The organism is Mesorhizobium sp. P5_C1, from assembly GCF_054049815.1.
Window position 1 is genome coordinate 1 of sequence record NZ_JBFULQ010000142.1, and the last position, 12,133, is coordinate 12,133.

At 63.4% G+C, this 12,133-nt stretch carries 11 protein-coding genes; 4 read left to right on the top strand and 7 right to left on the bottom strand.

The genetic code is table 11. From position 1 onward, the window contains the following. Positions 1 to 226: 226 nt before the first annotated feature. The gene (locus tag ACXJ7R_RS13855) at positions 227 to 442 is read left to right on the top strand and encodes a hypothetical protein (RefSeq protein WP_457152325.1); all 216 of its coding nucleotides are present in this window, start codon (positions 227 to 229) and stop codon (positions 440 to 442) included. A gap of 99 nt (positions 443 to 541) precedes the next feature. On the opposite strand, the gene ACXJ7R_RS13860 is transcribed toward ACXJ7R_RS13855, so the two are convergent. Continuing rightward, positions 542 to 1,573: a hydroxyacid dehydrogenase gene (locus ACXJ7R_RS13860; protein ID WP_457152326.1), complete on the bottom strand. Its 1,032-nt coding sequence runs from the start codon at positions 1,571 to 1,573 to the stop codon at positions 542 to 544. A 192-nt stretch (positions 1,574 to 1,765) separates the two neighbouring features. Between ACXJ7R_RS13860 and ACXJ7R_RS13865 the strand changes: the two genes are divergently transcribed. Next, positions 1,766 to 2,845: a LacI family DNA-binding transcriptional regulator gene (locus ACXJ7R_RS13865; RefSeq protein WP_457152327.1), complete on the top strand. Its 1,080-nt coding sequence runs from the start codon at positions 1,766 to 1,768 to the stop codon at positions 2,843 to 2,845. 70 nt (positions 2,846 to 2,915) lie between these two features. On the opposite strand, the gene ACXJ7R_RS13870 is transcribed toward ACXJ7R_RS13865, so the two are convergent. The 3 genes from ACXJ7R_RS13870 to ACXJ7R_RS13880 form a co-directional block, all read right to left on the bottom strand. Continuing rightward, positions 2,916 to 3,125: a hypothetical protein gene (locus ACXJ7R_RS13870; protein WP_457152328.1), complete on the bottom strand. Its 210-nt coding sequence runs from the start codon at positions 3,123 to 3,125 to the stop codon at positions 2,916 to 2,918. Positions 3,126 to 3,217: 92 nt separating this feature from the next. Then, positions 3,218 to 4,438 carry an FAD-dependent oxidoreductase gene (locus ACXJ7R_RS13875; protein WP_457152329.1) on the bottom strand — a complete coding sequence of 407 codons (1,221 nt, stop codon included), beginning with the start codon at positions 4,436 to 4,438 and terminating at the stop codon, positions 3,218 to 3,220. 94 nt (positions 4,439 to 4,532) lie between these two features. Continuing rightward, positions 4,533 to 6,032, bottom strand: coding sequence for a glucosamine inositolphosphorylceramide transferase family protein (locus ACXJ7R_RS13880; protein WP_457152330.1), 1,500 nt, complete (start codon positions 6,030 to 6,032; stop codon positions 4,533 to 4,535). Positions 6,033 to 6,347: 315 nt separating this feature from the next. On the opposite strand from ACXJ7R_RS13880, the gene ACXJ7R_RS13885 reads away from it, so the two are divergent. Together ACXJ7R_RS13885 and ACXJ7R_RS13890 are read left to right on the top strand one after the other, a co-directional pair. After that, positions 6,348 to 8,402: a GumC family protein gene (locus ACXJ7R_RS13885; RefSeq protein ID WP_457152331.1), complete on the top strand. Its 2,055-nt coding sequence runs from the start codon at positions 6,348 to 6,350 to the stop codon at positions 8,400 to 8,402. A 1-nt stretch (position 8,403) separates the two neighbouring features. Beyond that, entirely contained in the window at positions 8,404 to 9,750 is a 1,347-nt protein-coding gene (locus tag ACXJ7R_RS13890; RefSeq protein ID WP_457152332.1) for a VpsF family polysaccharide biosynthesis protein, read from the top strand. A 207-nt stretch (positions 9,751 to 9,957) separates the two neighbouring features. On the opposite strand, the gene ACXJ7R_RS13895 is transcribed toward ACXJ7R_RS13890, so the two are convergent. The 3 genes from ACXJ7R_RS13895 to ACXJ7R_RS13905 form a co-directional block, all read right to left on the bottom strand. Next, positions 9,958 to 10,725 (bottom strand): alpha/beta fold hydrolase, encoded by a 768-nt coding sequence (locus tag ACXJ7R_RS13895; RefSeq protein WP_457152333.1) that lies wholly within the window; start codon positions 10,723 to 10,725, stop codon positions 9,958 to 9,960. Positions 10,726 to 10,863: 138 nt separating this feature from the next. Beyond that, positions 10,864 to 11,349 (bottom strand): RidA family protein, encoded by a 486-nt coding sequence (locus ACXJ7R_RS13900; protein ID WP_457152334.1) that lies wholly within the window; start codon positions 11,347 to 11,349, stop codon positions 10,864 to 10,866. After that, a complete protein-coding gene (locus tag ACXJ7R_RS13905; protein WP_457152335.1) occupies positions 11,343 to 12,068 on the bottom strand; it encodes an SDR family NAD(P)-dependent oxidoreductase in 726 nt (241 codons plus the stop codon). Before ACXJ7R_RS13905 ends, ACXJ7R_RS13900 begins: the two co-directional genes overlap by 7 nt. Positions 12,069 to 12,133: the final 65 nt, after the last annotated feature.

The following is a 12,133-nucleotide window of genomic DNA, read 5'->3' on the forward strand; positions in this document are numbered from 1 at the left end:
TCTTGGTACAAAACCGACATATCCCTTGAGAATGCCGGATCACAGCGACGGTCGATAAAATCCGCCGGCTAACGACAAAGGCGCCATGTCACGTCTGGTCATCCCTTCGAGGCGTGGCTGATGACTCGCGTCTTTATTCTGCAGGCGGGAAAGTGTACGATTTTTACGGTTGGCGGCGCGGACACCGTCAGGCAAGTGGCCGCTGCTCCAAGAGAGAGGGCTTCTCATGTCGAGCCTCAATAAGCGCCATCCCGGCTTCTATCCTTCCGATCTGAAACTGTGCCAACGCGTCTTCGATCAGGTCTGCTCCGATCGCAAACTTGACCCGAAGTCATCGGAGCCGGACGTGCAGCGGCTCGCAGCCACGGTGTTCTCGCTGTTCGAGAATGGCTGCAGCAATGAAACCGAGTTGCTTGAGAGTTTCAGGCGGACCCGCCAGTGACCGAAGCCCGGGTCATGTCCTAGGACACCCGGGCATCGAGTTGCGAGGCCAGAGGGCCGGGATCGTTCCGGATCGAATAGCGCGCCAACCCGGACAGCTTCAGTTCTTGTCCACCGGCTTCGAACGCATCCTTGACACTGTTTCTCGCTCGGCGCGCTTGGAGCGTAGCGGCGGCAGGCCGCGGTCGATCAGGTCCATGTCCTCCAGCACCATGTCGCCCATGCGCTTGAACGCGATGTCGAGCGCGCCGGCGCGGTGTGCCGAGCGCAGGAAACCGGGCAGGGCACGAACCGGATGGCTTTGCGCCAGCGGTTCTTCCGGAAAGACATCACTGGCGGCGACGATGTGGCCACTTTTCACCGCCGCCATCAGGGCGGGAAAATCGACGACACCGGCGCGGCTGAGCAGGATGAAGGCCGCGCCCTCGCGCATGCTGGCAAAGGCATCGGCGCCGAGAAATCCCTGGTTCTCGCTGGTCACCGAAGCGACAACGAAGACGAAGTCGCTCTGCGACAGCACCTCGTCGAGCGAGGCCGGCTCGACGCCGTTGTCGATCAGGATCGACGGCGGCAGCCAGGGATCGAATACTTTTGTGCGGGTGCGGAAGCCCGACAGCAGCCGGTTTAGCGCGCGGCCGAGATCGCCGAAACCGACGATGCCGACATCGGCCCCCGACAGCAACCTGGCTGTCCGGTTGCCGTCGCCGCCCCACAGCTCCTTGCCCTGGCGAAAGGCGAGGTCGGCGTCGACGATGTCGCGGGCAAGGTTGAGCGCCATGGCAAGGCCAAGCTCGGCCACCGGCTCGGCGAAGACCAGTCCGGTGGTGACGACATGGATGCCGCGCGCAAACAGCGTCTCGTAGGGCATATTGTTGATCAGGTTGGTCTCGACGTTGAAGACGCAGCGCAGTGCCTTCATCTTGTCCAGCGTTTCAGGCGCGATCGGCGGCTGGCCGACGATGTAGCGGGCTTCGGCCAGCACATCGGCCGGCAATTTTGCGACGCCATCGGGCGTCGCCTCGACGATACGGTATGTTTTCCGAAAGCGTGCCAACTGCGGGGGCGTGAAGATGAGGTCGAGCGTGCGCGGTTCCGGCGCGCTGATGACCAGCGGCAAGGTGCTGTCTGACATGGCAATCTCCTCCGGGCGCGAACCTCATCGCACATTTTTAGTTTGCACATGTCGTTAATCCCGTTGCACACTTTTGCGACACGCACGGAGACAAAATACCTCCGATTAAACGATTTACAATCGCGAAAAATCGATTTACTCGATTGGTGGCGGACGAAAAATGCTGACGTCCGCGCCTCGTGAGGAGGACCAATGGCGCATAGGCAGGGCCAGCGGCGGCGTCCGTCGATCCACGACGTGGCAAGCCATGCCGGCGTGTCGGCAGCCACCGTCTCCAAGGTCATGGCCGGCGTCACCACGGTGAAGCCCGAGAATGCCCAGCGTGTCTTCGATGCCGTCGAGCTTTTGGGCTACCGCGTCGATCCGCTGGCCTCCGACATGCGGCGGGCCAAGCGCCGCATCATCGGTGCCATCATGCCCGAGTTCGAGAGCGAGTTTTTTGGCCAGATGGTCACCCAGCTCGAAAGCCTGGCCGAGCAGCGCGGCTATACGCTGGTGGCCGCATCGAGCCGTGAATCAGAGGTGCGCGAAAAAGAAATCCTCGAACGCATGCATGACTGGAGGGTGGCCGGCGTCGTGCTGGCGCCGGTGCGCAACGAGCACGGCCCGGCGGCCGGGTTCATGAAGGCCAACGGCATGACCGGCGTGCTGATCGACCGAGTGCTGTCGGACGACGCCTTCGACACCGTGTCGGCTGACAGTGCGGCGGCCAGTGCCGAGGTGGCGCGCGAACTGATCGGCAAGGGCCACCGCCATATCCTGGTTGTCGGCCTTGGCGAACAGGCAGCCACGATGCACGCCCGCCTCGACGGCTTTCGCGGCACCGCGTTGGCGCTGGCGCCGGATGTGCGCATCGACGTCGTGCTTGCCGAGAGCGATGTCGAACCGCTGCGGGCGCAATTGCGCGACTATTTCGATCAAGGCGAAGGTGGGGGCGGGGGCCAACGTCCGAGTGCCGTCTATTCGCTGTTCCTCAAGGGCACGCTGGTGGCGCTGTCCGAGTTCCGCCGGCGTGGCTGGCATTGCCCCAACGACATTTCGCTGGTCGGCTTCGACGACGCCGAGTGGATGCAGGTAACATGGCCGGCCATCGCCGCCGTGGTGCAGCCGGTGCGCCAGATCGCCGGCCACGCCATGGACGCACTGTTTGCCAGGATTGAAGGCGGGGAGGGGCCGCCGAGAGCACGGCTCGAGCCTTGCCAGGTTTTCATGCGGGAATCCGTTGGCTCGCCAGACAACAGCCTGCGTTCCCGGGGAGGAAACCGACAATAGCCAGTGTTGGCAGGCAGTTGCGCTGCACCTGGCCCTGGCGGCCTGCATGGAAGGCGATCGCCGCTACCGGCTACAGCGGCGCCGTTGCACCGGAAATCTTCACTAGGCGCTCCGCGGCCTCGACCAGACGCCGTTGCAGCGCGATGTTCTCGGCCAGCATTTCTTCTGTGCGTTGAATCGCGAGCTCGGTCCGGTTGATGCGCTGCCTGGCATTGGCAACTTCCAAGGCCAAAATATCGGCCACCATCCCGTGACCGTGGGGTTCCATGGTGTTTGTCATAAGTTTCTAACACCTGACGGGCGATATCGTTCCCGCCTCCTGCGCGTACGCGCGCGAAGCATGCAAGGCCGGGGTGATGCGGGCGGGGTGTTCTATGACGCTTCGCCGGCGACGGCATTTGCCCGCCGCAGGCCCAAATGCCGTATCTTGCGGCCGACGATCATCAGCTGGCGCGCAGTGTTGTTGCGCAGGCGGCGGATGCGCCATTCCAGCCCTGTGCCGGTGGTGATCTCCTTGGCATAGTAGCTCACCCGCATGCCGTTCTCATCGGAGGCGATTTTGACCGGGTCGTCATAGAACGCGCAGATCTTGTCCGCCGCCATGCCTGGAGTTTCGAGCCAGCGCGGAATGTGAACCGAATGGAGCCGATCGACATCGGTCATCACCCGCTCGATGCCGACGCCCGGTGTCGGGCATGTGGTCCAGAAGGCGTCGCCGATGAAGACGACACCATCGCGGCGATGGCCTTGCGTCGTGGTCAGATTGATCTGCCTGACCTCGACAGGGCCTGCCATCTCGAAGTTCCCGCATTGCGCTGATATTTCGGGCATCAGCTCGCAAAGCATCTTTTGCGGGTCCTGGCGAAACGCCCTTGTCCACGGCTCGGCCACCAGCCGGTAGACGAACATGTTCGCCCGCATCTTGTTGCCGATCGGAAAGACGCTGATGTAGGCGACACGGTCCCCGGCCCGTTTGGCGTAGCAGGTGACGGACTGATAGGCGAAGTCACGCGGCGCGATGGCGAGATCGAAGCCGATCGACAGCGAAAATGCCTTGGATTCTTCTATGCGGTTAACGCCGATGGCGCGCCGCACCGCTTCACTGTAGCCGGTGGCCACCACCAGAAGCCGCGCGTCGATGACGGAGCCGTCGGCGAGCACAAGCCGCTGCTTGTCCGGTCCGGTGGTGATCTCGGCGACCTTGCCCACCGTCAACGGAACTTGCGGCGGCAGCGCGTCGCGCAGGCCGTTGATCAGCGCGCCATAGGAAAATCCAAACTCGCGATGCATCTCACGCGCGAACAATTGTCCGAGGCGAAAGACGTGGACCTCGTCCATCGGGGTGACGAGAGGCAGAAGCGTCGCGTCGAGGCCCAGTCTCTCGAACTGCTGCATCTGCTTCGTGCCGATCTTCTCAGCCCTGAACTCGTCGTGATGGACGCGGTGCGGCTCGATCAACGCCACCTTGCGCCCGGCTTTTCCAAGCACCGTTGCCAAGGTGGTTCCGGCCAGCCCGGCGCCGACAATCGCCACATCGACTTCGGCTGGGCCAGCCTCTGCGATACTCATTTCGCCGCCCTTTCTGCTGGTCATCTTTCCGCTCTGCAATCTGTGGTGGAAAATACGTCCGGACCCAAATCAACCTCAAGCAACTTGCAGGCGCGACTGGTAGTAACCAATGTTTAGGTTAATACCGCCCGCCTCGTTGCTTCCAGCGCGGTGCAATCGCCGAGCCGTCGATGAACTCGAAACCACCCGCCTCGTTGAGCGTGTGGAGCTTGCGCCCATCCCATAGCGCACCTGGATTTAAGATCGTCTCAACAACCTGCTCCATGCCGATCAAATCGAGGTGAGAGATGCGTGCGATGCCGAGAGCCGCGCCATAGCTCCTGCGACAGTCCTGCACCGGGCGCAGCAACTGATCGCCTCGTTTCACCATGCGGCCGGCCGGCCGCGCCGAGGCGATGTCGATCAGCACGGGATTGTTCGGGTGCGGCGTCCAGGGGCCGCGAAAATCCGGCGCCGACCATAGATGCAGCGTGTCGGAGAAGGCGCCTCCACCGTCCCGGACCGTGGCGAACATCCACCAGCTGCCGCCGTGCTCGACCAGGGTGGCGTCGCTGGCAACGACGCCGGACAACAGCGTCGCCTCCTTGACCCAGCCGCCGGGAAAGGCAGTCGCCCGGTAAAGATCGACCGTGCCGTTGGCGCAGCTTTCCGGAACCATCCAGACCTCGCCGTCGCGCTCGAAGACGAAGGGGTAGGAGAGATGGTAGGGCAGTTCCAGCACCGGCTCAGGGCGGCCAAGCGGGCCGGCCGGACCGAACGGCACAGCCGAGATGATGGCCTTGCCGAGCCGGTGGATATAGTCCTCGACGAACAGGGTCAGCTGACCCTGATACAGGATCGGGAACGGATCAGCGTAGAAGCGGCTGCCATCGTCCGGCAGCACCTGCCAGCCCGATCCCGGATGGGCGCGCAGGTCGTACAGATCCCGGCCCTTGGTTTGGCGCCAGCCGACCTTCCAGTGCGGCGCGTTGTAGCAAAGATGGTAGATCTTCTGGACGATCCGCCGCGCCAGCGCCTTTGCCGCCCTGACGCCAAGCTTGGAAGCCGAGGGCATCGGCGGCGGGGCACCGGCCTGCGCCGGCTCGGGCAGAACCGGCACGGCCGACGCTGCGCCTGACATCGCAGCGACGATCAGACTTGCCGTACGCGCCAGCATGTCCTGGAAGGACGCCAGCGCGATACCGCCATATTCGGTTCCCAGGCGCCCGGCGGCAATCGCAGCCCCGTTTTCCTCGACGCGGGCGATTGGCGTCTGGCCGGCGAGGATCAGGGCGAGCAGGGCCGCTTCGCCGCTGGCGCCGCCATAGGTGACGTGCCAGATCCGTGGGCCTTCGAGCTGAACGTCACCGCAGAGGTCGACGACCAGATCGACCGAAGCGGGCGGCGCGCCGTAGCGGGCGAGCGCCGAGCGCGGCACGCGCTTTGCCAGCCCATCGCGGGGCAGGCCATGGATTGCTGTTTCAAGTTGGAACAAGGCCTCGGCGCTGCGCGGGATACCGCCGCCAGCCGGCCGGGCATCGACGGACAGCTCGACATTCGCGAGTGCGGCCAGGCGTTGAGCGAGCAGGACATGGAAGCCACGGACGCAATCGCCGTCCAGGCGCAGGCTTAGCCGCATGTTGAACACCTGGCATTTTCGTGGCCGACGTCAGAACATGGGACACTGGTGTCGGCCCGGTTGAAGTGTTGCCCCATTTTCGTCCGTCTCTCGTTCAGTTGCGCGGTGTCAACACCCCAGTACGTTTACTTAAGCAAACTCCGTGCCAAAATTCATGCGGGTTCCAAACATAATTAATAATGTTTTAACAATTGGAGTAATAGCTAGGTTCATGCCCGCGATTTGGTCTTGCAGGCAAATGGAGTATTGTAGGAGGCAGCTATGCTATCATCTCTGCCCATGGTGCCTCAGCAATACTTTCCGGAAGCAGGATCGGTGGAATCAGCGGGATCATACGCACCTTCGACCGTCGAGCTTGGCGATCTGAAGCGCATTCTGGTCCGCCGCCGTCTCTGGATCATCGGCACGACCGTGCTGCTGACGCTCGCAACCCTGCTCTACGGCCTCCTCACACCCCCGCTGTACAGCTCCGTGGCGGAAATCATCATCGATCCGCAAGACCTGCAAGTGGTCACCAACGATATCAATCCGAGCGGGCTGGCGCCCGATGGCGGCATCACACAGGTTGAAAGCCAGGTCAGCGTCGTCCAGTCGACGGGCGTGCTGCAGCGGGCGATCGCGGCGACCAAACTGACCGAGGATCCGGAATTCAACGGGCAGGGCATGCTGTCGCGCGCCCTCGGTTCCGGTTCGGCCGCGACCGACCGGACAGTGGCAACCCTCGACGCCCTGCGCCGGCGCTTGGCGGTGAAGCGGGCGGACAAGGTCCTGGTCATCGACGTGATCGTCACCGCCAAGAGCCCCGACAAGGCGGCACTTCTGGCCAACGCCATCGCACAAGCCTATCTGGCAGACCAGGCGAGCGCGCGCGCGCAAGCCGCCACCGATGCGTCGAAGGCGATCACCGCGCGGCTGGACGAACAGCGCAAGCGCGTTCAGCAGGCCGAGAACGCCGTCGAGGCCTACAAGTCCGCCAACAACATGGTGATGGCGGCGGGCAATCTGGTCAGCGACCAAGAACTGACCGAGCTCAACACGCAGCTTTCGGCGGCGCAAAGCCGCACCGCGACGCTGAAGGCGCAGGTCGACCAGATGCGCAAGCAGAGCGGCACACCCGATGCAACCTCGGAAGCGATGCGCTCGTCGGTGATTTCGAGCCTGCGGTCGCAGGAAGCAACACTTGTCGACCAGGTCTCGCAGCTTGGCACCGAACTGGGGCCGCGACATCCGTCGATGATTGCCGCGCTGCAGCAACTGCGTGACACGCGGCAGCTGATCGCGCGCGAACTCGGCCGGATCCAGACGGCCACCGAGACCGATTACGAGCGGGCGGTTGCCAACCAGCAGGCGCTGGAAACGAAAGTCGCCAGCCTCAAGAACAAATCGCTCGACACCGACCAGGCATCGGTGCGGCTGCGTGAATTGCAGCGCGATCTCGAGGCGGTGCGTTCCGTCTATGCAACCTACCTGCAGCGGGCTCAGGAAACGMGCGAGCAGATCAACGTCGACAGCACCAACGCTCGCGTCATTTCGGACGCCATGCCCGCCCAGAAAAAGAGCTGGCCGCCACTGGGGCTGCTTTTGTTCGGCGCCGTGTTCGGCGGATTGGGGCTGGGCACCGGCCTGGCGCTGATTGCGGAATACTCCTCGCCGACGGTGCTTTCCAGCGCCCAGATGCAATTCACGATCGATGCCCCCGTGCTTGGCATCCTGCCGGCGGGAGCGAAGGCGGGACGGCGCTGGTGGCCTTTCGGCACCAGCGCGGCCGTCGCGACCAGCCAGAAGACGGATGCCGTCGTCGGCCTTGCGCTCCGCCGCATGTTCAGTTCGGGCCGGCGTCCGCCGGATTGGCCGCTGGTGCCGTCGATCCTGGTGACGTCGCCGCCAGAAGACGGCCAGCAACGCAACAGGATCGCACGGCTGCTCGCCAACGCCGCGGCGGCCAGGGGCAGCCGGGTCCTGTTCGTCGATACCAACACCAGCAACGGCCAGAAGGACCCGCAGCCCGGAATACTCGATGTGCTGCGCGGCGAATATGCGTTTGAAGCCGTCAGCCGTTACGCCCCGGGCAGCAACGTTGCCCTTCTGGGCAGGGGCCGGCCGAAGGCGATCTTCCAGGAAGCGCACGGCGTCTACTTCGCGCAGCATATGCTGGCCCAGGCGAGCCGGAGTTTCGAACTCGTTGTCGTCGATGGTGGTGCGCTCGCCGAGAATCTCAATGCCTCGCCGCTTGTCGCCATGGTCGACGAGATCGTGCTCGTCGCCAGGCTGAACGCCACGCCGATGCGTGATGTGACGGCGACGATGCAGGCGATTTCCGTCATGGGGCGGTTGCCGACAGGCGCATTGCTGGTCGACGAGGTGGCCTGACATGGCGTCGGGCTGGAGCGGAACAGCCTCGAATTTCGGCGCTGCCGCGCCCCGCGCCGGCACCTCGGTCGATGCGGTGACCCAGGTTGGACTGATCGCAGCCGTGCTGGTGCTGTTCGCCGTCTCGGGCGGCATGTTGTGGCTGCTGGGCTACAATTACGACGGCCTGTCAGGCAGCGCGGCGACCAAGATACATCCCTCCACCTATCTCATCATTCTGCTGTTTGCCTGGCGTTCGTGCACATTCGGCAATCCGGTCGGCTATTGCGTCCACGTCGCCGACAGGCGGCCCGCCACCGCACTGATGAGTGTCATCGCCGTCGTGCTCCTTGTCGTCGTCATCGTCCGGCAACGTCCAGGCATGGYCGGCATGATCGACACTTTCGTGGCTTCCGGGCTGCTGGTGCTCATGCTCGGCGAGGATGACGAATGGACGTTCGCCCGGCTGCCCACCGTCATTCATGCGGTCATGACGGTCAATGGGTTGCTCGCCCTAGTCGAATTCGCCACCAAGACACTGGTGTTCCCCTATCGTTTCGATGGCGAGGTGTTTGCCACCGATCCGCGTTCGAGCGCGCTGCAGGGGCATCCGCTGGTCAATGCCACGGTGACGTCTGTCTACGTGCTTGCCCTTTTGAGCGGTTCAAGATCGCTGCCGGCTCCGCTGCGGCTGGCGATGATCGGCCTGCAGTGCGCGGCGCTCGTCGCGTTCGGCGGCCGGTCGGCGATGGTGGTGACCATCCTGCTGGGCGGCAGCTACGTGCTTTTCCACGGCTTTCGCAAATTGCGCACGGGACGCGTCAACCTGCTCGGCGCCGCATTGGCGATGATGCTGGCCGCGCTGCTGCCGGTTGCCATCGCCGTATTGGCCTCGCAGGGCTTTTTCGATGCGCTGCTCGGCCGTYTCGTTTCGGATGGCGGCAGTGCCAATGCCCGCGTCGAGATGTTCGAGATCTTCAACTATCTGGAACTGCGCGATGTGATTGTCGGGCCGAGTGTCGATCTCGTCGAGAGCCTGCGCCGGATCAACGGCCTCGAATGGGGTATCGAGAACCCATTCGTGCGCATGACGGTCTACCAGGGCGCCTTCTTCACCCTTTTGATGATGTCCAGCTTCGGGCTGTTCATGCATGAGGTGGCGCGGCGCTGCCATCCTGGCGTGTGGCTGCCGGTGGTGGGCTGGCTCATCCTTCTCAACACCTCGGAAAGCATCTCCTCCAAGACCACGCTGCTCACCAAGGTCGCGGTGCTGTGCCTTGCCCTTTACCGGCCGGCGCGGTCGGTGATCAGGCCGGTCGGCGGGGTTCGTCCTCTCGCGGAAACGCAGAACCGCTCCACATCTTCTTGATGCAATTGCGGGCGGAAAGCCGTTTCACAACGCTCAGTCAACTGGCTGCCGCCAATGGCCGAGATGGGCCGGAAGCGGACGGACAGCTCCAGGTGACAAATGCGAGAAAGCGGACGTCGAGCCTGACCGGGAACTTCAGCCGGCTGATAGTATGTGCGCCCCAAGGCGGATCGGGCGACGAGCTCAATGTTCCTAGGTCGATTTCGTCTACTTTGCGGCAGCCTCGATCACGCGAGCGACCGCAGCCGGCTGAGAGATGAAGACAGCGTGGCTTGCGGCCACTTCAGTCACCTTCGCGCCCGAGCGTTGATACATCCAGCGTTGAAGCTCTGGACTCACGACATGATCCTTGGTGGTCAGGATCGCAAAGCTGGGCTTGGTTCGCCATGCGGCAACGGAGACCGGCGCTCCCAGAGCTTTCTCCGCGAGCTGCTGCTGTGAATCGGCCAGGAATTGAGCGTCCGCTGCCGGGACGTCCTGGGCATAGGTCGCAGCGAACAGCGCCGGCTGCATGAAGAAATACTTGCCCGTGGTGGCCGTGGCGGCCGGGGTGGCCCGCATGGCGTCGCTTGGCGCGGCGAACTTGGACAGAAGCTGCCCGCTGGCTTCCCCTACATCGGGCTGGAGTGCGGCCACATAGACGAGCGCACTGACCTTCGGATCGGCGCCTGCCTCCGTGATCACCGAACCGGCATAGCTGTGACCGACCAGGACGATGGGCCCCGTCTGCTGATCAATGACGCGCTTGGTGGCCTCAACGTCCTCGGCGAGACCAGTGAGCGGCTCCTGCACGACAGTGACATGGAACCCATCCTTGGACAGGATGTCGTAGACGGCTCGCCAGCCTGAGCCATCCACCAGGGCGCCGTGGACAATGACGATATCTTTCGCGGCCGGCTTTGCATCAGCGCGAGCCATGGTGCCACTCAAGGCAACCATGAGGGCAATGACAAAGTTCTTTCGTAGTGTGGACATGAGAGGCTCCTGTGGTGTTTCAAGGGGTTGAGGACGTTGTTTAGGTCGGAAGTTGGTGGTTCGCGCCGAGGAATTCGCTCGCGTAGGCATAGAGGCCGAGAATCCCCTCCATGTGTTGCAAAGCACTGCCTTGCTCGCCTACGCCGCGATTTCAAAGACGAGCTCGACTTCGACCGGCATGCCAAGGGGCAGGCTGGCGACGCCAAGAACGACGCGGCCCGAGAGCATCCCGGTGCCGAACACCTTGACGAGGAGTTCGGACGCTCCGTCGGCGACTTTCGGATGGTCCCGGAAGTCGCCCTCCGTCGCGATATAGACGCCGAGCTTCGCCACGCCGATTATCTTGGCGAGCGAGCCGAGATGCGCCTTGGCCGCGGATAAGGCGCTAAGACAAGCAATCTCCGCGGCCTCTCTCCCGTCCTCCGCTGAGAGCGCGCCACCGACGCGTCCGACATATTGCGGCTCGCGCCCGACGACCGGCAGCATGCCGCTCAGATAGAGCAGATTGCCGATCTTCACGGTTTCGACATAGGCGCCGAAGGGGGTGGGCGGCGGAGGGAGCGCGATGCCGAGATCGCTCAGCCGCTGGTCTGCACTGGCTTGCGTGCTCATCGAGGTCACCATCTTCCCAGATGTGCGCCGCCGTCGACGTGCAGCACCTCCCCGGTTATGCGCGGCGCCTCTGTCAAGAAGAGCACCGCATCGGCAATTTCTTGGACGCCGGAGATGCTGTGCATGGGCGAGAGCGTGTTCAGAAAGTCCTTCGGGTTGTCTTTGTGCAACGGCGTGTCGACAACGCCGGGGGCGACCGTGTTGGCACGGATCTGCTCCTTTGCATATTCCATGGCGATGTTCTTCGACATGGCTTCGATGCCTCCCTTGGTCAGCATGGCGACCGATGCATTCACACCGGCGATCGGGCGATCCACCAGGGGTGTCGTGATGCTGACGATGCTACCACCACGCTTCTGCGCCAGCATCTGCCGCACGACGCGCTGCGTGAGGTGCAGAAATCCTTCGAGATTCGTTGCCGCGAGGCGACGGTAGTCTTCGACCGTGTAGTCGACGAAGGGCTTGGTGAAGAAGATGCCGGCATTGTTGACCAGGGCGTCGATCGAACCGAATCGCGCAAGCGCGGCTTCGACGACGGTCTTGGCGGTATCCGGGTCGGCGATGTCGCCATCGACGCGGGCCAGGCGGTCGGATGCGTTCAGCTCCGTCGACCGGCTGACCTGCCGCGAGGTCGCTACGACGTTGTAGCCCCTTTCGAGAAAGCTGTTGGTGAGGCCGGCACCGATGCCCTGAGAAGCCCCTGTGATTACGGCCGTTTTCCGCGTCTGCATTTTCATCTCCAAAGGGTGGGCAGCGTCAGTGCTGCTGGATTGCCCTAATGGGACCGATGTAGTGC

Bases quoted from the DNA above. Each gene is read 5' to 3' on its own strand.
- ACXJ7R_RS13855 (WP_457152325.1), top strand. From the start codon at position 227: ATGTCGAGCCTCAATAAGCGCCATCCCGGCTTCTATCCTTCCGATCTG.
- ACXJ7R_RS13860 (WP_457152326.1), bottom strand. From the start codon at position 1,573: ATGTCAGACAGCACCTTGCCGCTGGTCATCAGCGCGCCGGAACCGCGC.
- ACXJ7R_RS13865 (WP_457152327.1), top strand. From the start codon at position 1,766: ATGGCGCATAGGCAGGGCCAGCGGCGGCGTCCGTCGATCCACGACGTG.
- ACXJ7R_RS13870 (WP_457152328.1), bottom strand. From the start codon at position 3,125: ATGACAAACACCATGGAACCCCACGGTCACGGGATGGTGGCCGATATT.
- ACXJ7R_RS13875 (WP_457152329.1), bottom strand. From the start codon at position 4,438: ATGACCAGCAGAAAGGGCGGCGAAATGAGTATCGCAGAGGCTGGCCCA.
- ACXJ7R_RS13880 (WP_457152330.1), bottom strand. From the start codon at position 6,032: ATGCGGCTAAGCCTGCGCCTGGACGGCGATTGCGTCCGTGGCTTCCAT.
- ACXJ7R_RS13895 (WP_457152333.1), bottom strand. From the start codon at position 10,725: ATGTCCACACTACGAAAGAACTTTGTCATTGCCCTCATGGTTGCCTTG.
- ACXJ7R_RS13900 (WP_457152334.1), bottom strand. From the start codon at position 11,349: ATGGTGACCTCGATGAGCACGCAAGCCAGTGCAGACCAGCGGCTGAGC.
- ACXJ7R_RS13905 (WP_457152335.1), bottom strand. From the start codon at position 12,068: ATGCAGACGCGGAAAACGGCCGTAATCACAGGGGCTTCTCAGGGCATC.